The sequence below is a fragment of the Pedobacter punctiformis genome, from assembly GCF_027213715.1.
Lineage (GTDB): Bacteria > Bacteroidota > Bacteroidia > Sphingobacteriales > Sphingobacteriaceae > Pedobacter > Pedobacter punctiformis.
In genome coordinates this window covers 172,810-193,113 of sequence record NZ_JAPWGM010000004.1, presented here as the reverse complement: position 1 = coordinate 193,113, position 20,304 = coordinate 172,810, and the positions used below count along the sequence as shown (strand labels likewise).

General features: G+C 36.6%; 19 protein-coding genes. 12 read left to right on the top strand and 7 right to left on the bottom strand.

From position 1 onward, the window contains the following. Positions 1 to 25: 25 nt before the first annotated feature. Entirely contained in the window at positions 26 to 445 is a 420-nt protein-coding gene (locus O0955_RS12930) for an OsmC family protein (RefSeq protein ID WP_269427964.1), read from the bottom strand. A gap of 5 nt (positions 446 to 450) precedes the next feature. Then, positions 451 to 1,254 carry a 4-(cytidine 5'-diphospho)-2-C-methyl-D-erythritol kinase gene (gene ispE, locus O0955_RS12925; RefSeq protein ID WP_269427963.1) on the bottom strand — a complete coding sequence of 268 codons (804 nt, stop codon included), beginning with the start codon at positions 1,252 to 1,254 and terminating at the stop codon, positions 451 to 453. A 188-nt stretch (positions 1,255 to 1,442) separates the two neighbouring features. On the opposite strand from ispE, the gene O0955_RS12920 reads away from it, so the two are divergent. The 7 genes from O0955_RS12920 (at position 1,443) to O0955_RS12890 (ending at position 9,591) form a co-directional block, all read left to right on the top strand. Next, a complete protein-coding gene (locus tag O0955_RS12920; RefSeq protein WP_269427962.1) occupies positions 1,443 to 2,237 on the top strand; it encodes a thymidylate synthase in 795 nt (264 codons plus the stop codon). 80 nt (positions 2,238 to 2,317) lie between these two features. Beyond that, positions 2,318 to 2,689, top strand: a complete 372-nt coding sequence (locus tag O0955_RS12915; protein WP_269427961.1) for a four helix bundle protein — start codon at positions 2,318 to 2,320, stop codon at positions 2,687 to 2,689. Positions 2,690 to 2,722: 33 nt separating this feature from the next. Next, positions 2,723 to 3,214 (top strand): dihydrofolate reductase, encoded by a 492-nt coding sequence (locus O0955_RS12910; protein ID WP_269427960.1) that lies wholly within the window; start codon positions 2,723 to 2,725, stop codon positions 3,212 to 3,214. Between the two features lie 452 nt (positions 3,215 to 3,666). Continuing rightward, positions 3,667 to 6,651 carry a protein translocase subunit SecDF gene (gene secDF, locus O0955_RS12905; RefSeq protein ID WP_269427959.1) on the top strand — a complete coding sequence of 995 codons (2,985 nt, stop codon included), beginning with the start codon at positions 3,667 to 3,669 and terminating at the stop codon, positions 6,649 to 6,651. 229 nt (positions 6,652 to 6,880) lie between these two features. Then, positions 6,881 to 8,212, top strand: a complete 1,332-nt coding sequence (locus O0955_RS12900) for an NAD(P)/FAD-dependent oxidoreductase (protein ID WP_269427958.1) — start codon at positions 6,881 to 6,883, stop codon at positions 8,210 to 8,212. Positions 8,213 to 8,227: 15 nt separating this feature from the next. Next, complete coding sequence (locus O0955_RS12895) at positions 8,228 to 8,677, top strand: methylglyoxal synthase (protein WP_269427957.1); 450 nt, start codon at positions 8,228 to 8,230, stop codon at positions 8,675 to 8,677. Positions 8,678 to 8,730: 53 nt separating this feature from the next. Further along, positions 8,731 to 9,591 (top strand): hydroxymethylglutaryl-CoA lyase, encoded by an 861-nt coding sequence (locus O0955_RS12890; RefSeq protein WP_269427956.1) that lies wholly within the window; start codon positions 8,731 to 8,733, stop codon positions 9,589 to 9,591. A 409-nt stretch (positions 9,592 to 10,000) separates the two neighbouring features. Here O0955_RS12890 and O0955_RS12885 read toward each other — a convergent pair whose 3' ends face one another. From O0955_RS12885 to fbaA, 3 genes are all read right to left on the bottom strand, one after another. Next, on the bottom strand, positions 10,001 to 10,423 hold the full coding sequence (locus tag O0955_RS12885; RefSeq protein ID WP_269427955.1) for a GNAT family N-acetyltransferase: 423 nt from the start codon (positions 10,421 to 10,423) through the stop codon (positions 10,001 to 10,003). Beyond that, positions 10,423 to 10,905 (bottom strand): low affinity iron permease family protein, encoded by a 483-nt coding sequence (locus O0955_RS12880; RefSeq protein WP_269427954.1) that lies wholly within the window; start codon positions 10,903 to 10,905, stop codon positions 10,423 to 10,425. Before O0955_RS12880 ends, O0955_RS12885 begins: the two co-directional genes overlap by 1 nt. Positions 10,906 to 11,039: 134 nt before the next feature. Further along, on the bottom strand, positions 11,040 to 12,119 hold the full coding sequence (gene fbaA / locus O0955_RS12875; RefSeq protein ID WP_269427953.1) for a class II fructose-bisphosphate aldolase: 1,080 nt from the start codon (positions 12,117 to 12,119) through the stop codon (positions 11,040 to 11,042). 206 nt (positions 12,120 to 12,325) lie between these two features. Between fbaA and accD the strand changes: the two genes are divergently transcribed. The 4 genes from accD (at position 12,326) to O0955_RS12855 (ending at position 16,174) form a co-directional block, all read left to right on the top strand. Beyond that, the gene (gene accD, locus O0955_RS12870) at positions 12,326 to 13,171 is read left to right on the top strand and encodes an acetyl-CoA carboxylase, carboxyltransferase subunit beta (protein WP_269427952.1); all 846 of its coding nucleotides are present in this window, start codon (positions 12,326 to 12,328) and stop codon (positions 13,169 to 13,171) included. 151 nt (positions 13,172 to 13,322) lie between these two features. Further along, complete coding sequence (locus O0955_RS12865; RefSeq protein ID WP_269427951.1) at positions 13,323 to 13,787, top strand: YciI family protein; 465 nt, start codon at positions 13,323 to 13,325, stop codon at positions 13,785 to 13,787. Between the two features lie 11 nt (positions 13,788 to 13,798). After that, complete coding sequence (locus O0955_RS12860) at positions 13,799 to 14,503, top strand: hypothetical protein (protein ID WP_269427950.1); 705 nt, start codon at positions 13,799 to 13,801, stop codon at positions 14,501 to 14,503. 123 nt (positions 14,504 to 14,626) lie between these two features. Further along, positions 14,627 to 16,174: a M20/M25/M40 family metallo-hydrolase gene (locus tag O0955_RS12855; RefSeq protein WP_269427949.1), complete on the top strand. Its 1,548-nt coding sequence runs from the start codon at positions 14,627 to 14,629 to the stop codon at positions 16,172 to 16,174. A 365-nt stretch (positions 16,175 to 16,539) separates the two neighbouring features. On the opposite strand, the gene O0955_RS12850 is transcribed toward O0955_RS12855, so the two are convergent. Together O0955_RS12850 and O0955_RS12845 are read right to left on the bottom strand one after the other, a co-directional pair. Beyond that, on the bottom strand, positions 16,540 to 17,547 hold the full coding sequence (locus tag O0955_RS12850; RefSeq protein WP_269427948.1) for a cytochrome d ubiquinol oxidase subunit II: 1,008 nt from the start codon (positions 17,545 to 17,547) through the stop codon (positions 16,540 to 16,542). Between the two features lie 2 nt (positions 17,548 to 17,549). Continuing rightward, positions 17,550 to 18,881, bottom strand: a complete 1,332-nt coding sequence (locus O0955_RS12845; protein WP_269427947.1) for a cytochrome ubiquinol oxidase subunit I — start codon at positions 18,879 to 18,881, stop codon at positions 17,550 to 17,552. Positions 18,882 to 19,080: 199 nt separating this feature from the next. Between O0955_RS12845 and O0955_RS12840 the strand changes: the two genes are divergently transcribed. Beyond that, the gene (locus O0955_RS12840; protein ID WP_269427946.1) at positions 19,081 to 20,286 is read left to right on the top strand and encodes a S41 family peptidase; all 1,206 of its coding nucleotides are present in this window, start codon (positions 19,081 to 19,083) and stop codon (positions 20,284 to 20,286) included. Positions 20,287 to 20,304: the final 18 nt, after the last annotated feature.

Below are 20,304 nucleotides of genomic sequence, written 5' to 3'. Positions count from 1 at the left end.
AGCTACCGTTTATAGTTTAAACGGATTAACTGTTATGAATTTTATAAGTAAAGTTTATAGTTGCTGAACGGCCTAAAATATTAGAAACCGAACAATATTTATCAAAAGTCATTTGTAATGCCCGTTGAACTTTGGCTTCGTTTAAATCTCCGTATAAATCGAAGTTAATATCAATCACATCAAAGATCGGTGGCATTTCTTCGTCTTTTCTCGTTGCTTTAATATTGATTTTAACATCATCTAAGGGTTCTTTTTGTTTGGTTAAAACATTAACCATATCAATACCACTGCAACCACCCAGGCCAACCAACAGCATTTCCATAGGTCTAAAACCCTTCCCTTCACCACCAATGGCGGGTTTTGCATCTAATTGTACGGTAAAACCGCCTTCATTTTCTGCTTCAAAATTAAATTTACCGCTTTTGCGGATGAGATTTATCTCCATCTCTTTTAAATGTTATAATATACAATGTTGTTTTTTTCCAGTTCGGGCAATTTAACCGGTTGGTTAAATAGAGCAAATACCGACGAGCCGCTGCCACTCATTAAAGCGAATGTAGCGCCTGCATCATATAAACTGGTTTTTATTTGACGAATTTGGGGATACTGATCGAATACCGATTGCTCGAAATCGTTGGTAACCTTATATTTCCATGTTGTTGGGGGCAAATGTATGATTTCTTTCAGGGATTGCAAAGGTTTTTGAGCATTTATACCTGCATAAGCATCAGCTGTGCTTACATGTACAGGTGGTTTTACCAAAACAAGATAATATGATGACAAATCTACCTCCAGCTTTTCAAATTCATCTCCCTTACCAAAAGCATAAACGGGTTTATTTTCAATAAAAAAGGCGCAATCTGCCCCCAATTGCCTGCAATAAGCCTGCATTTGTTCAACCGACAGACCCAACTTAAATTTATCATTAACCAACTTAATTAAAAAGGCTGCATCAGCCGAGCCTCCGCCCAAACCTGCACCAACCGGAATGTTTTTCAACAGGGTAATTTGCTGATGTGGAATTTCAAAATCCCTTCGCAACAGTTCAAATGCTTTCAGACAAATATTATCTGTTGTGTTGCCGGGAATTTCTATTCCTTTAATTATACAAGTGGTTTCAGCTGCATCCGTAATTTCTACTGCATCCTTAACGCCTATCGGATAAAAAACAGTTTCGAGGTTATGATAGCCATCTTCCCGCTTTGAGGTAATGTTTAAGCCTAGATTAATTTTTGCGTTTGGAAAAGATAACATTTGAGTCTTGAGTTTGTAAGTCTTAAGTTCTGAGCCTTATGATGACTAAAAGCAACTGGCTCTGATTGCAAACATACAAAATGTAAATACTTTGTAATCGTCAGGCTTGTTTAAAAATATGAAGATGTCGAAAACTAAAATATACAGCCACTTATAAATTTTAGATATTTGTAAATTATCAGAATAATATGAAACAATATTTAGATTTAATGCAGCACGTGCTGGATAATGGAGCGCAGAAACATGACAGAACCGGCACGGGAACCATTAGTGTTTTTGGCTATCAGATGCGTTTTAACCTTCAGGAGGGCTTTCCTATGGTGACCACTAAAAAACTGCATTTAAAGTCTATTATTCATGAGTTAATCTGGTTTTTAACGGGTGATACCAATATTAAATACCTTAAAGATAATGGCGTTCGTATTTGGGATGAATGGGCAGATGCCGATGGAAACCTTGGCCCGGTTTATGGATCGCAGTGGAGGAGCTGGCCTACGCCGGATGGGAAACACATTGATCAGATTATCAACATCATCAATACCATCAAAAACAACCCGGATTCGCGTCGTATAATTGTTTCTGCATGGAACGTGGCCGAAATTGAACACATGGCCTTGCCGCCTTGTCATGCATTCTTTCAATTTTACGTAGCCGATGGAAAATTAAGCTGCCAGTTGTATCAGCGCAGTGCGGACATATTTTTGGGTGTACCTTTTAATATTGCCTCTTATGCTTTATTAACCATGATGGTGGCGCAGGTTTGCGGCCTGGAAGCTGGCGATTTTATTCATACGCTGGGCGATGCACATTTATACAATAATCATATTGAGCAGGCAAACCTGCAATTAAGCCGCGAGCCAAAACCGCTGCCTGTAATGAAAATTAATCCTGAAGTAAAAAGCATTTTTGATTTCAAATTTGAGGATTTCACTTTAGAAAATTACGAGGCACATCCACACATTAAAGGAGTTGTAGCGGTATAGTTCAATGGCATCATTTGTTCACTAGTTCATTAGTAAAAAAATCTAAAGTTTATTGATTAGCTTCAATTAAACAAACGATTATGAGCTATAACAAAATTGAAGACCTTGATGTTTACATTCTTGCGGAAGATTTTTCAAATGCGATATGGGATGTTACTGCCGGCTGGGATTTCTTTGCAAAAGATACCATAGGTAAACAGGTTTGCCGAGCTGCCGATTCAATAAGCGCTAATATTGCTGAAGGTTATGGGCGTTTCCATTTTAAAGAGAATAAAAATTTTTGCTATTACAGCCGGGGCTCAATCCTTGAAACTAAGTCCTTTCTTAGAAAAATGAGGCATAGGGCTCTGATATCGGAAGAAACCTTTCAAAAACTATTAAATCAATTAGAAGTTATTCACATTAAGTTGAATGCTTATATAAAATATATTGGAAAAAGCTCGACAGTTTAAAACCAATGAGCAAATGAACCAATGAACAAAATTATGAGTAAAATATCAATTGCAGTAGCTGTTGGCGAAAATTACGCCATTGGCAAAAACAATCAGCTTTTATGGCATATGCCTGCCGATTTAAAATTCTTTAAGCAAACCACCAGCGGTCATACGGTTATTATGGGTCGTAAAACTTTTGACTCAGTGGGCAGACCATTGCCAAACCGCAGAAATATTGTAATTAGCCGGGATAAGAACCTGAAAATTGAAGGTGTTGAGGTTGTAAACAGTCTGGATGAAGCCTTATCAATCAGTAAAAATGAGGAAAAAGATATTTTTATAGTTGGCGGAGCAGAAATTTACAGACAGGCTTTACCCAAAACAGATACTTTATTTTTAACGACAATCCATCATCATTTTGATGCGGATACTTTTTTTCCAGAAATTGATAAAAGTGAATGGAAAGAAGTAAGATCTGAAACGCATCAGGCGGATGAAAAAAATCCTTATGATTATACTTTTTCGGTACTAGAGCGTGTGTAAATCAGCTCATTGCTTTGGATGACGGATGCATTAAGATTGCTTCGTTCTACGCAATGATGATCGCTTTAATTTAAACCCCAACATTCATAGCTACTGAGGCTGCGCCACCTTAAACCCGATATACGCGAATGCCGGTTTTTCTCCGGCAGTAGCATTAGCGGGACAGAACTTAACCGAAAAATTACCGGATCTGCTTTCCAAATTAAAATTAAGCTCAATAATTACCCCCGGCGAGATTGCTTCGTCACTTAAAACAGCGATGGTTTTATACTAAAAATTTGAACTTTAAGCCTTAATATTTACTCCACATTGGTGTAACGAAACTAGGGATAAATGCTTCATAAAAATTAATCTTAATAAATTATCAATTAAGGGGTTCTATAATTTAAAAATTTAATTAGATTTGCCGACTTGTTAAAAAACAGCGAAAGACAAATTATTTTAAACAAACAATGCAAGGAAAAGGTTTTATTAAGTTTATAGCGATAGTATTGGCTATCGTTTGTGCGTATGCACTTTCCTTTACTCTGGTATCATCCAGCGTAGAGAAAGATGCTAAAAACTATGCTAAGGGGGATATGGCCAAAGAAAAGGCTTATCTGGATTCGATGAGCACAGTTAAGGTTTATCCTTTATTAGGTTTCACTTATCAGGAAGTTAAATCTAAAGAGATTAACTTGGGTTTAGACTTAAAAGGTGGTATGAACGTAACGATGGAGATATCGTTATCAGAATTAGTTAAATCTTTAGCAGGCAGCCCTACTGATGCTAATTTTAACAAAGCATTGCAAAATGCACAAACCCAACTTAATGCTGGCGGTAAAGATTACATCAAATTATTTGTTAATGAATTTGAAAAATTAAGCCCTGGTGTAAAACTTGCAGAATATTTTTCTAACCAGGATAATGCTACTCAGTTAAAATCGACGGCGAGTAATGGTGAAGTTCAATCTTTCCTGGAGAAAGAAGCAACAAGTGCTATTGACCGTTCATTTATCATCTTACGCTCGCGTATTGATGGTTTTGGTGTGGTAAGTCCAAACATGCAAAAACAAGAAGGTAGCAACCGTATCTTAATTGAGATGCCGGGTGTTCAGGATAAAGAACGTATTTCTAAATTATTACAAGGTTCTGCTGAATTACAGTTTTGGCAAGTTTACCAGGTACAGGAAGTGCTTCCTGTATTAGAAGGTATCAACAAAACTTTAGTAACTACTTTAAAAGATACTAAAACTGCTGCTACGGATACCACCACGACTACTGCTGCTGCTGGCGGTAAATTAGCTGGTTTAGAAAAAGCTACCGCTAAAGATACAACCGCTAAAGGTGGTAAATTAGCCGGCTTAGGCAAAAAAGATTCTACTGCTGTTAAAGCAGAATTAGCGAAATCTAACCCTTTATTTTCTGTATTAAGTATTCCTACTTATACTGCAGAGAACGGACAACAACAATTACGTCCGGGACCAATTGTTGGTTGGGTAGCTCAAAAAGATACCGCTAAAGTAAATTCATACTTCAAAATTCCTGAGGTTGCTGCATCCATTCCTTCTACCATGAAGTTTATGTGGAGTGTTAAACCAATGGAAGGCACTAAAGTTTTCGAACTTTATGCCATTAAAGCACTTAGTGCTGATGGTAAGCCTGATTTAGGTGGCGAGTCTATCAGTGATTCACGTAATGACTTTGACCAGAAAGGTAAACCGGAAGTAACGATGTACATGACCAGCGAGGGTGCTGCGAAATGGAAAAAAATTACTGCCGAAGCTTCTGCTGACAGAAATAACTTAAAAGCAATTGCAATTGTATTGGATAACGCAGTTTATTCTGCTCCAACAGTACAAAACGAAATCCCTAACGGTGTTTCTTCAATTACAGGCAACTTTACTCAAAACGACACTAAAGATTTATCAAACATCTTAAAAGCTGGTAAATTACCTGCTCCTGCCCGTATTGCCGGTAGTTTCGTAGTTGGTCCTACTTTAGGTGCACAAGCCATTCACGACGGTTTAATTTCATTCGTAATTGCGTTTATCGTAATCTTAGTCTTCATGGCGTTATATTATCACCGTGCAGGATGGGTTGCAAACTTTGCTTTATTATTAAACTTATTCTTCATCATTGGTATTTTAGTATCATTGGGTGCAGTATTAACCTTACCAGGTATTGCAGGTATCGTACTAACCATAGGTTTATCAGTTGATGCAAACATCCTGATTTTTGAGCGTGTACGTGAAGAACTTGCTCACGGTAAAAATACCAGCGCAGCAATTAAAGAAGGTTTTAAACATGCAATGCCTTCAATCATTGACTCAAACGTTACTTTATTTATTTTAGGTGCTATCCTTTACGTTTTCGGTAGCGGACCAGTTCAAGGTTTTGCAACTACTTTATGTATTGGTATCCTTTCTTCATTGTTTGCTGCCGTAGCCATTTCGAGAGTTGTTTTCGAATCGTTATTAAACCGCAAAATTGACATCAGCTTTGATAACAGCGTTACCCGTAATGCATTTAAAAACATCAGCTTCAACTTTGTTGGCCGTCGTAAAATATACTATGTAATCTCTACCTTAATTATTATTGCTGGTATAGGTATGTATTTCAAAAACGGAGGTTTAAACCTTGGTGTTGATTTTAAAGGTGGTAGAACCTACCTGGTTCACTTTGATAAAGCGGTAAATACTGAAGATTTAAAATCAAAGTTAAACCCGGTATTCGGTAATGAAACGCCTGAGGTTAAAACTGCAGGCGAAGACAGTCAGGTTAAAATTACCACGACTTTCCACATCGAAGATCAGGATGTTAAAACAGATAAACTTGTTGAAGATGCTTTAAACAAAGGTTTAGCAGGTTCTAAATATGAGATTGTAAGTTCGCAAAAAGTTACGCCAATTATCGCCAGCGATATTGTAAATGGTGCTTTCTACGCGGTATTAATCTCCTGTTTATTCATGTTTATCTACATCGTAGTACGATTTAAAAAATGGCAATATGGTTTGGGTGCAGTTATCGCATTATTCCATGATGTGTTAATGGTACTTTCATTCTACACCATTTTAGATGGTATTATGCCATTCTCATTAGAAATTGGTCAGGATTTTATTGCAGCAATTTTAACAGTAATGGGTTATACCATGACAGAGACCGTTGTTGTGTTTGACCGTATCCGTGAGAAATTAAAAGAATCTGGTAAAGAAGATTTACATGGTGAAGAACGTAACCATTTAATCAACTTCGCGTTGAACAGTACATTAAGTCGTACGATTTTAACTTCATTAACCGTATTCTTCGTGTTATTGGTAATCTTTATTTTCGGTGGCGACAGCATCCGCGGATTTATTTTCGCCTTGTTAATCGGCCGTATCATTGGTACATACTCATCATTATGTATCTCTACCCCTATCGTAATTGATTTGGGTAGCTCAGCGGAGAAAAAATAAGATTTAAAATTTTTAAAAATATAAGCGTTCCGGTTTAAAAACCGGAACGCTTTTTTTATGCCACTGCTTTTATCTAACCTATGTACACTGGTTTAAAAGTGGTCGGATGCTCATCATCAGTCATCCCAAAGTTACTTCTATACAAATCGTTCATTTGTACAATCAAAGCCTCAGTTTTTAAATCTTTTGGTCCTCTTTTTGTTACATTTGTATATAAAAAACCCAAAGAATGGATTTAGACCTTCCTAAAAGTGAATACCCGAGAGTAGTTATAGTTGGTGGTGGTTTTGGCGGTATTGAATTAGCAAAAAGATTAAAAAAGAAACCCTTTCAGGTGGTTATGCTCGATAAACATAATTACCATACCTTTCAGCCTTTACTTTATCAGGTTGCAACCGGAGGTTTAGAGCCGGACTCCATCGCTTTTCCAATCAGAAAAATTTTTAAGGGGCAAAAAAACCTGCTTTTCCGGGTTACAAAGGTGAATGAAATCATTTCGGCAGAGAATTGCATTTTAACCGATATTGGTAAAATCACTTACGATTACTTAGTAATCGCAACGGGCTCTACCAGTAATTTTTTTGGCAATCAGGAAATTGAAAATAATTCAATGCCCATGAAATCTATCCCCGAAGCATTGGATTTAAGAAGTTTGATTTTGCAGAACTTTGAAAAATCACTGATCGAGGCAAATAAAGACAAAAAAACAGCGCTGCTAAACTTTGTGGTTGTAGGTGGTGGTCCAACAGGTGTAGAAACTTCCGGAGCCATTGCAGAGCTTAAAAAGCATGTTATTCCAAATGATTATCCCGAATTAGACTTGAAAAAAGTCAATATTTATTTAATTGAAAACTCTCCTGAGTTATTGGGTGTAATGTCTCCCCAGGCACAGCAAAAATCGAAAGACTTTTTACTGGAAATGGGTGTTAACGTTATGAACAGTACACGGGTTTTAGCGTACGATGGACAAACACTTACTTTACAGGATAAACCGCCCATCCTCGCTTCTACAGTAATTTGGAGTGCTGGTGTTAAAGGTCAGGTTATACCCGGTTTGGATAAAGCTGAAATTGTAAGAGGTGGAAGATTAAAAACAGATACACAGAATTTAATCTCCGGCTATGCTAATATTTATGCCATTGGCGATGTTGCCGCAATTATAGATGACGAAACGCCCAACGGTCACCCAGGTGTTGCCCCTGCCGCGATCCAGCAAGGGCATCAGCTGGCAAAGAACCTGGTTAACATCAAAGAAAATAAACCTTTAGAAAAATTCAAGTATTTTGATAAAGGTTCTATGGCTACTGTCGGCCGGAACAAGGCGGTGGTAGATTTAGGCAAAATTCGCTTTCAGGGTGTTTTTGCCTGGTTTACCTGGATGTTTGTTCACTTAATGACGCTGGTGGGTTTTAGAAACAAAATTATTGTTTTTGTAAACTGGCTTTGGTGTTATTTTAGCTATGACAGGGGTGCAAGGTTAATTATCCGAACCTTTGCAAAAGATAGAAGCATTGATTATCGTACAGATATACCTAAAGTTGAAGAAGTTAAAAAAGTTTGATCTCAAAATTTATAGATGACTTATAAAACATTAACGCCAAATAAAAGAATTGCACTGGTTGCACACGATAATCGTAAAGATGATTTGTTAAATTGGGTAACCACAAACCGGGATGCTTTTGCAGGCCATGAATTGCTTGCAACAGGAACCACAGGAAAACTGATTGAAGAACGGTTAAATTTACCCGTTAGAAAGTTATTAAGTGGTCCTTTAGGTGGCGACCAGCAGATTGGTGCTTTAATTGCACAGGGAGAGATCGATATTTTAATCTTTTTTTGGGATCCGATGGAGGCCCAACCGCATGATCCTGATGTTAAAGCATTGTTACGCATTGGCATTGTTTGGAACATTCCTATGGCCTGTGATGTAGCAACGGCTGATTTTTTAATATCTTCGCCCTATATGCTCGGAAATTACCAGGTAGCACTTACCGATTACGATGCTTATAAAAACAGAACACTTTAAATAATTGCCCGTTATTGTGAAGTACAAAGCAATAACGACAGACCGATAACCAAATGAGCCAAAACCAATTCAAATTAGTAGAATGCCCGCGTGATGCTATGCAGGGCCTGCATGATTTCGTACCCACAGCACTCAAATCAGCATATTTGAATTTACTTTTACAAGTGGGGTTCGATACGCTCGATTTTGGCAGTTTTGTATCTCCTAAAGCCATTCCGCAACTGGCAGATACGAAGGAAGTTCTTGCAAATTTGAACCTGGATCAAACCAATACTAAATTATTGGCCATTGTAGCCAATTTAAGAGGCGTTGAAGAGGCTGTATTGCACGAACAGATCCATTACCTTGGTTTTCCCTTTTCTATCTCAGAAACGTTCCAGCAGCGCAATACAAACTCCAGCATTGCCCAATCTTTAAATACAGTTGAAGAAATGCTTGCTCTTTGTGCTAAAAACAATAAAACAGCAGTCGTTTATTTATCAATGGGCTTTGGTAATCCCTATGGCGATGATTGGAATTATGAGATTGTAGAAAAATGGGCAGATGTTTTGGTTAATAAAGGTGTTCAAATTCTTTCACTGGCCGATACTGTTGGCGTTTCAACACCTCAAAAAATTGAAAGTATTTTACCTGAACTAATTTCCAGGTTCAAAAACATTGAAATTGGCATTCATTTACACTCCACTCCTGCTCAACGTTTCGAAAAAATTGAAGCCGCATATAATTCTGGCGTAAAACGAATTGACGCTGCTTTAAAAGGTTTTGGGGGTTGCCCGATGGCCGCTGATGACCTGACCGGAAATATTGCGACTGAAGACGTAATTAGCTTTTTAAACGCAAAGGGAGAAAATTTAAACCTGAATATGGATAAATGGAATGAGGCCATGGTTTTATCCGGAAAGATATTTGGATAGCTTATTCTTCTCTTAAGTTCGTCATTGCGAGGCACGAAGCAATCTTCAACTATCACTTGTAAAGGCAGCAACTTTGTTTTTAAACCCGATCGGAGTGAAATGTCCCGATTCTTCCATCGGGACAGAAACGGGAGCGGGACCGCTCTAAGTTAAAAACTACTGCCCATTCATTTCCTAATCACTATTAAGTCTGTACTTGAAATTGCTTGAATTATAGTTATCAACGAGATTATTCAAAAGCTGAGTATTTTTCCAGTCTTTTTGGAAAGCAGCGCCTGTACTTCTTTGGAAAGCTGGTCCCGCTTTTCACTATATCCCGATGAAAAATCGGGGATGCCGCTTCAATCGGGTTTAAACAACTTCAGATAATATAAAACATTAAAACGGTTGTCAATAACCGTGGTAGAAATTAAATCTTTTTCACCATTTTGAAATGCTGTATTCCGGCTTCTTCAAACTGGTCGCCTTCGGCAATAAAACCAAACTTAGCATACAAGCTCATGGCATCCAACTGCGAGTTTAGATAAATGTAATGCGCATTTTCAGGCAAATCAGATAAAGCTTCGGCAATTAATGCACGTCCAACCCCCATTCCTCTAAATTCCTTTAATACGGCAAAACGCTCAAGCTTATAACCCGCATCTGTTTTGCGCCAGCGACAGGCACCACAGGGTTGCCCGTTATGTGTAGCCAAAAAGTGCACTGATTCATCTTCATGTTCCCACTCCAATTCCGGCGGACAATTTTGTTCTTCTACAAAAACTATTTTGCGTATGGCAAAAACCTTTTCTAAATCTTCAGGGTGATTTACTTTTTGAACCAGCAAGCTCATTATTTTTGATTTTTAAAGTGTTTATTCGTTTTTAATTTTAACTCATTCAACTCTGTTGCCACATCTATTGAATGAGAACAGTGAATATCGGCTTCTTTTTTGGCTAATGTAGCCAGCGTAACGTAAAATTTATGCAACTGGTCCAATTCTTTTTCCGTCAGATCCTCAATATCCACCATACGGTTGCTTGCCCTTTCATGTGCCGCTATTAATTCATTTAATTTAAGCTGAATGGCTTTCCCATCTTTATTTTGTGCTTTTTGGATTAAAAACACCATTAAAAATGTAATAATGGTGGTTCCGGTATTTATCACCAGTTGCCAGGTTTCAGAATAATTAAATAATGGCCCGGTTACCGCCCATACAATTACAATTACTGTAGCAGAAATAAATGCAACAGAACTACCCGTAAATTTGGTTGCCGCATTGGCAAAACGTTCGAAAAAGCTATTTTTTTTCGCCTCTTTTTTAGAATTCTTCATTACATTTTGTTTGCTTAAATATAAGACTAAAACAAAAGAAAACGCCATAAGTTTTTATACCTATGGCGTTTTCTTTTAATGGTTAAATGTTTTTATAAAGGATAAAGTTTTAGTTTAATGCTAAAACTTTAATCTTAAAGTTTATCGTTTGCGTTAATGCAGTTTAAATCTTCAAAAGCAGTTGTTAAACGTTTAACAAAAGCTTCTTCACCTTTACGCAACCAAACACGTGGATCATAATATTTCTTGTTTGGTTTATCATCGCCATCAGGATTACCAATCTGCCCCTGAAGATAAGCTTCGTTCTTTTTATAATACTCTAAAATACCTTCCCAAAATGCCCATTGCATATCGGTATCTATGTTCATTTTAATGGCACCATAAGAAATTGCCTCTCTGATCTCTTCCTGAGAAGAACCTGAACCACCATGGAAAACAAAGTTGATTGGTTTTTCAGCAATCAGGTTAAATTTTTCTTTGATAAAATCCTGAGAGTTTTTCAAAATTACCGGTTGTAACTTAACATTACCTGGCTTATAAACACCGTGTACATTACCAAAAGCTGCAGCAACAGTAAAACGTGGAGAAACTTTGCTTAATTCTTCGTAAGCATAAGCAACTTCACTTGGCTGAGTATATAATTTCGAACTGTCTACATCGCTGTTATCAACACCATCTTCTTCGCCACCTGTAACACCAAGTTCGATTTCGATCGTCATATTCATTTTGGCCATACGGGCAAAATATTTAGCAGAAATTTCCATATTTTCTTCAATCGGCTCTTCTGATAAATCAAGCATATGTGATGAAAATAAAGGTTTTCCCGTTTCAGCGAAGAATTTTTCACCATGGTCTAAAAGGCCATCAATCCAAGGCAACAATTTTTTAGCGGCATGGTCTGTATGTAAAACCACAGCAACACCATAATGTTCTGCCAATAAATGTACATGTTTAGCTGCCGATACAGCACCTAAGATACATGCTTGTAATTTCTCGTTATCTAACGATTTGCCCGCATAAAACTGAGCACCGCCATTAGATAATTGAATCATAACAGGCGAATTTACTGCCTTTGCAGTTTCTAAAACCGCGTTAACTGTATTTGTACCAGTAACGTTTACTGCCGGTAAAGCAAACTGATGTTTTTTAGCCTGCTCAAATAATTCTTGAACGGCATCTCCGTAAATTACGCCTTTATAGCCTTTTAAACTCATTTCTTGTTAATTTTATTAAGTCCGAAGTTATAAAAAAAAATAACATTTAAAGCTTTTATAACAACAGTTTTATCTGTTTAATATCAAAATAAGGCCTATTTAGTGTATAAACTACATTATCCATGGTGTACTTTTTACACTAAATAGAAATACTTGACTTAAAATAATTTTTCGTTTCTTTGCAATCCGATTCTTTAAAAAATTATATGGCTTGGTTTAAAAGAGAAAATAAAGGTATCATTACCACAACTGAAGAGAAAAAAGAAGCACCTGATGGTTTGTGGAACAAATGTCCAAATTGTAAAAAACCGCTGCATCAGGCAGAACTACAGGAAAATAAATACGTTTGCCACTATTGCGACTATCATTTAAGAGTAGGCTCAAAAGAATATTTCGAGGTTTTATTTGATAATAACGAGTTTAAAGAGCTTTTTGCTAATCTAACTTCAGGCGATCCGCTTAAGTTTAATGACAATAAACCGTATACGGAAAGAATTGTAGAAAGTCAGGCTAAAACCGGCTTAAAAGATGCTATTCGTGCTGGTGTTGGTAAAATTGAAGGGCAGGATTTAGTAATTGCCTGTATGGATTTTGCTTTTATTGGTGGTTCCATGGGATCAGTAGTAGGCGAAAAAATTGCCCGTTCTATCGATTACAGCATCAAACACAAAATTCCTTTCCTGATGATTTCCAAATCAGGTGGTGCCCGAATGATGGAAGCTGCATTTTCATTAATGCAAATGGCTAAAACATCAGCAAAATTAGCTTTATTAAGTCAGGCTAAAATTCCTTACATCTCCTTATTAACCGATCCAACTACTGGTGGTGTTACTGCTTCTTATGCAATGCTTGGCGATATTAACATTGCCGAACCTGGTGCATTAATCGGTTTTGCTGGTCCCCGGGTAATTAAAGAAACCATTAAAAAAGATTTACCTAAAGGTTTCCAAACATCAGAATTTGTACTGGAACATGGTTTCCTTGATTTTATTGTAGACAGAAGGGCGATGAAAGCCAAACTTGCTGCCTTTATTAAAATGATGAATAATTAATTAGTATTACTTTTATATATTTAGAAAAGCAGGGCTTTGAAGTGTAGGTTACTTCTTCCCTGCTTTTTTTTTGAATGAACTTATTCCGGATTGAAAAATTAATTTTGAGTTTCTTTTAAAGAATTATTTTAATTTTAGTTAAAAAAATCAGATGAAAAAACTAGTAGTCCTTATTTGCCTTTTTACATTCGGGTATGCAGTACAGGCACAAGATAAAAAGCCAAAAGCGACCTATGACGAGGCGCTGGCTAAAAAATTAGGTGCAGATAATTATGGTATGAAAATGTACACCCTTGTCATTCTTAAAACCGGAACCAATACCACAGCAACCAAAGCACAAACAGACAGTCTTTTTGCCGGGCATATGAAAAATATCGGCCGCTTGGTTGAAACCAATAAACTGGTTGTAGCCGGACCATTAGGTAAAAATGACCGGTCTTATCGCGGTATTTTTATTCTGAATACCAAATCACAGGAAGAAGCCAGACAGTTATTAGAAACAGATCCGGCCATTAAAAGTAAACTTCTGGATGTGGAGTTGTTTAACTGGTACGGCTCTGCAGCATTGTCTGAATACTTACCATTTCACGATAAAATTCAAAAAACGAGTTTCTAAACCGGCTTAACATGAAGTATCTGTTTTTACTATCCTCTATCTTTTTACTATTTAATGGCTCCATTAATCCTAAAAAGGAAAATTTTGAGCATAATTATGCCGGAAAAATAGGAAAGTATACGGTTTACATGAATTTAAAGGCTAGAAACAATACCATATCCGGCACTTACTTTTATGCAAATAAAGGAATAGAAATCAACCTAACAGACGGTAAGGTTGAAAATGATCGACTTACCTGCTTTGAAACCGATTACCTGAAAAATAAAACTGCAAAAATAACGGCTACTTTAAAAAATGGAGTATTAAACGGAACGTGGAAAAACCTGGTTACTCAAAAAGAACTGCCTGTTCAACTGCAGGTATCAAAATTAAAATATAAACCGCTTCCAAAACAAATAGCCGGAAATTACAGCGTAAGTAATACTGAATCTGAAGGAAATTGCAAAATAGACATCAAAATAAGCTACGTTAAAGGAGAATACCTTTACTTTTTGAAAACAGATAAACGCAAAAGAAATGGTAAAATTTACTTTTCAAGATCTGAGGATGGTAATTACATTACTTTTTCAGGCTTACCGGGCGATGAAAATCAGGGAGATTTACAAGGTCTTCTGAATGAGGGTAAAATCTCCATTCAAAATTATGGAAACTCAATGAATGAATATGTTCGCTTATCCGAATGCGGAGACAAATATATTCACCTCGTTAAAAAATAAAACCATTCTTCTTAATGCAAAAAAACGGAGTAAACGGATATTTCGTGCAACATTTCTATTAACTTCCTACTAAACATCGCTTAATTCTTAATTTAGCTCAATCAATTTAACCGGAACTTAATTATGAATAAAAAATTACTATTGCCTACCCTGCTCCTTTTCACCTCTTCTGTTGTGTTTGCTCAAAACAATCAGGTCATCGATGGAATTGTTAAAGAAGCTAATGAAAATTCTCAACTGGAAAAACTAGCTCATGAACTTCTTGATGTAGTTGGTCCACGGTTAGTTGGCAGCCCGCAAATGAAACAAGCTAATGACTGGGCTGTAAAAAAATACAGCGACTGGGGCATTTCTGCAAAAAATGAGAAATGGGGCGAATGGAGAGGCTGGCAAAGAGGTGTTACTCATATTGATTTAATTAGCCCAAGGGTAAGATCGTTAGAAGGCACACAATTAGCCTGGAGTCCTTCTACAAATGGGAAAGCCATTAATGCTGAGGCCATTATCTTACCAGAAATCACCGATTCAGTTTCATTTCAAAAATGGTTACCGGCCGTAAAAGGAAAATTGGTTCTGATTTCGATGAATCAGCTTTCGGGTCGACCGGAAAAAAACTGGGAGGAATTTGCAACCAAAGACTTATTTGAAAAATATAAAAAAGAGAAAGCTGAGGCAGCAAAAGCCTGGGCGGCTGGAATTGCAAAAACAGGCTTAAATGCCAAAAATTTAGCTTTAGCTATAGAAAATGCTGGTGCAGCCGGGATTATCATCAACAATTGGTCGCAAGGTTTTGGCGTAGATAAAATCTTTGGGGCAAATACTACAAAAATTCCTACGTTAGATTTATCCGTTGAAGATTATGGTTTAGTTTATCGTTTAGCTAAATATGGCTCTAAACCTACACTTAAAATTGAGTCTGAATCTAAAGAATTAGGTGTTGTACCAACTTTTAACACGATTGCAGAAATTAAAGGAAAAGAAAAACCGAATGAATATGTAATGCTATCGGCCCATTTCGATTCATGGGATGGTGCAAGTGGCGCTACTGATAATGGATCCGGAACCATTATGATGATGGAGGCCTTGCGTGTTTTAAAGAAATTTTATCCAAATCCTAAAAGAACCATCTTAGTTGGACACTGGGGCAGCGAAGAGCAGGGATTAAACGGTTCAAGAGCCTTTGTCGAAGATCATCCGGAAGTTGTAAATAACCTTCAGGCTTTATTTAACCAGGATAATGGTACAGGCCGTGTGGTTAATTTATCCGGACAGGGTTATGCTAAAGCGAAAGATTTTTTAACCCGCTGGCTGGCTAAAGTTCCCGATACCATTAAAAATCAAATTAAAACCAATTTTCCGGGTGCTCCGGGTGGTGGTGGTTCAGACTTTGCCTCTTTTGTGGCGGTAGGTGCGCCTGGTTTCTCATTAAGCTCTACAAGCTGGGATTATGGAACTTATACCTGGCATACTAATCGTGACAGCTATGATAAGCTTGTTTTTGATGAAATTAGAAGCAATGTAATTTTAGCAGCAATTTTAGTTTATATGGCTTGCGAGGACCCTGAAAAAACATCAACAGAGAGAAGTACAGATTTAGGTGTTAATGAACGTACAGGCAAACCAAATACCTGGCCGGTACAAACTAAAGCCAACCGAAAAGGCGGGTTGTAAACAAAAGATTTTATAATTTACATAAAGGAGCATTTGGAAACAGGTGCTCCTTTTTTATTATTTAAATCAGGGATATTCACAGAAATAATTATTATCAGCTTCTAAAGTGTGATTTTTTAAATTCTTTCATCTTTCCTAACTCTTCTAAACCCGATAAAGCGGAAATACTTTTTTGATACACAAACTTAAATAAATCTGTAGTGCTGAGGCACGAAGCATTTTTCATGGGTTGCAGATACCTTGTATCTCAGCAGAATAGAAGTTCAAAAAAGATTGCAGTAATAGCGGGGCTTTCGAACCCAAAGCGCTACTGTAACTGCTTTCCTTATTAATTTTACAAATTAGATTTCACAATAATGAAATCGTTATTCTTCTTCTTTTTGCTGAAACTTATAAAACAAGTATCCAAGGAAAGGTAAAATCAAAACACTGCCTAACAAAAGTGCTAAGCCTAAGCTATAAATGGTTTTCTCCGGGCCTACGGCGCTAAACAAGGAAATTGTATCGCCGCCTTTTAAACGGATAAAATTAGGAAAGTGGGCATAACTAATGGCCAATAGAATCATAGTGACCTGAAAGCCTGCTAAAACACGTAAAATCTTCGTTTTTCCTTTAAGCAGTAAATACCACAATAAAATCAAAGATAAACTGGCTAATATTACGGCAGAAAGTCCAATGGGATTTTTAAAAACCCAGTCTGCAAGCGGAACATTTTCTTTAAAGGAGGCGATAAAAACCATCGCACCAAATAAAACTGCAGCAATATTCATAAACTCCGCCTTTTTTATGAATCTTTTCTTATCGTGTTCATCTTTAGTTTCACCAATTAAATAAATGGCAGCTAAAAAGCCACAAAGTGCTACGGTAAATAGGCCAACCGAAACAGAAAACCAGTTTAACCAGCTGTAAATGTAAGCCGAAACAAAATCAGTGGCTTGCGTATCAATATGACCAGAAATCACACTCCCGGCGATAATGCCCAGAAATAATGGGGTAATAAAACTGGAATAAACAAATATTTTATTGTAAACCTCCTGCATATTATCGTGAACAGCATCGTAATGACGAAATACAAACGCTGTACCACGGGCAATAATTCCGATAAGCATAATGAGCAGCGGAATATGAAGGTAAACCGACATGGTGGTATAAATATGCGGAAACCCCACAAAAAGAATTACAATGGCAATAATTAACCACATGTGATTGGCTTCCCAAACCGGACCAATAGCCTGATACATTGTTTTACGGGTTTTACCTCTGTTTTTGGCGGAAGTAAACAATTCAATAATACCGGCACCAAAATCAGCACCGCCAAGCAAAAAGTATAACAATATGCCCAAACATAAAAAAGTGATTACAACGTATTCCATGGTTAACTTTTTTGGGGTTCTGTTGATGAATTGTTGTATAAAATGGGTACCATTTTTATCTGTCGGTACAGCAGAAACGTTACTATAATACTTAAAGAGATATAAATTGCAGAGAAGATATAAAAAGAATAAGCAATACCCGGCATTGGGGTTACAGCATCTTTTGTGCGCATAATACCATAAATAATCCAGGGCTGCCGGCCAACTTCTGTAACCACCCAGCCGGCCTCCAGAGCAATATAACCTAGTGGTATTGCATAAACGAATAATTTAAGCAGCCAGGGTTTATCGGTTAAAGGTTTCTTTTTAAATATGGTTATGAAATAAATTATAGCAACAAGCATCAGTAACGTACCAATACCAACCATAATTTGAAAAGCATAATGTGTTATGGCTACAGGAGGATGTTGATCTTCAGGAATCTGATCTAAACCTTTAACTTCGGCTTTGAAATCACCATGTGCCAAAAAGCTTAATGCTCCGGGAAGCTGAATCGCCATTTTAACCGTTTTATCTTTCTCATTTACAATTCCACCGATTAATAAAGGGGCTGGTTTTTCGGTTTTATAGAGCGCTTCCATAGCCGCCAGTTTCGCAGGCTGTCTTTTGGCTACATCTTTAGCCGATAAATCGCCACTTAATGGTTGCAGCAATGCACCAATACAGGCAAATACAGCGGCAATTTTAAAAGCCTTTAAATGGAAATCTTTATTGCTGTTTCTCAATACCATTAAAGCATGTACACCAGCCACAGCAAAGCCTGTTGCGGTAAAGGCAGCCAGGCACATATGTAAGGCTTGAGTGAACCAGGCTTTATTAAACATGGCCTGTATGGGATCTATGTTTAAGTATTGACCGTTTACAAAATCGAATCCAGCCGGGCTATTCATCCAGGCATTTGCTGCAACCACTAAAATACCGGATGCCAAACCACTTACCCCAACTACCATCCCGGTAAACCAATGGAACCATTTATTTAATTTATTCCAGCCATACAGGAAAAACCCCAGTGCAATGGCTTCAATAAAAAAGGCAGTACCTTCTAATGAAAAAGGCATTCCGAAAATAGGCCCTGCATGTTCCATAAATTTTGGCCACAATAAGCCCAGTTCAAAAGATAACATCGTGCCTGATACCGCTCCTGTTGCAAAGAAAATGGCTACACCCTTACTCCAGGCTTTAGTAATGTTTTTATAAACTTCATCATTAGTTTTCAACCATTTATAGTGGGATACTGCCATAAAAAACGGCATTACCATACCAATACAAGAAAAGATAATGTGAAAGCCCAATGAGAGGGCCATTTGGGAACGGGCAGCTATAAAATCATCCATAAGTTCTGATTTTTGAATTGTAACAAATATAACTGTTAATGACTAAAGCTTATGGTAATTTAGTGATGATGAAAGGATTATTTTAAATATAGAATGTTTATAAATTGAAAAAATAGTAGGTCAATCACTTATTATTTAGTAGTAAACGATGCAACTTATTAAATAGTGACTTGTCTATTAAAAAAACCAACCCAAACTAATGAAGAAGTATATCTTATTTGTGCTTTTACTATTCTTTATTCAATCTGCTTTTGCTCAAACCCCTTCGACTACAGATTTTTTTAATGATTTGGAGTATCTTCAGGATACATTACCTAAAAAACACAAAAATTTATTCATAAAAATTAATAAATCTGATTTCGAAAATAAAATTAAAGACATTAAACTAAAGGTTAATGATTTAAATTATGAAACCTTTACCACAGAACTTTTTAAACTTATTGTTTCCATTGGCGATGAACATACCAGAATAGAGCCTCCTTATACCAAAATTCTCCCCATTCAATTCGATATTTTTAAAGAAGGAATATTTGTTGTTGGTATCGATTCATCACATGCAGAACACTTGAAATCAGAACTTACCCAAATTAATGGTCAACCGATAAAACTAATTATCGATCGTTTTAAACAAGTCATTCAGAGCGAAAACAAATCTTATTTTGAAGTCGGTTTTTTAAACTTCCTGAATAATCCTGCTTTTTTAAAAGGTTTGGATATATTAAATTCTAATGAAGAAGCGCAATACACTTTTAAAAACCCAAACGGAAAAGAAACTGAAATCATATTAAAATCTATCTTAAAAATCGATAAAAGGAAAATACAGTTAGCAAAAGACTTATATACACCTTATTCCTCAGAGAAAAATGGTAATTACTGGTTCCAATACAATCAAACAAATGGGATATTGTACTTCAATTATTCGAGATGTAAGGAAGATCAGAATAATCCATTTGCAAAATTTAATGAAGCCTTATTTAAGGAGATTAAAATAAATCACCCAAAGAAAATAGTTTTAGACCTTAGAGAAAATAGCGGAGGGAACTCCGGAATATTATGGCCTTTTATAGATAGCATTAAAACGAGTTACCTAAATAAAGAGAAAAAGCTATTTGTATTGATTGGAAAAAGAACGTTCTCTTCTGCTTTAATGAATGCGGTTAACCTAAAAAGAAATACCAATGCTAAATTAATTGGAGAAAGCACGAGTGGCAATATTAATCATTATGGTGAAGTAAGAGGCTTTAAATTGCCAAAAACAAAAATTATTATCAGTTATTCCACTAAATATTGGGAAAACTGGAAAGGAAAAAAAGGCCCTCTCCTTCCGGATGTTAAAATTACTTATTCAATCGAAAACTTTAAAAAAGGTAAAGATGAAGCTATAGAATATATTTACAAACAATAAATATATCCTAATAGCAAT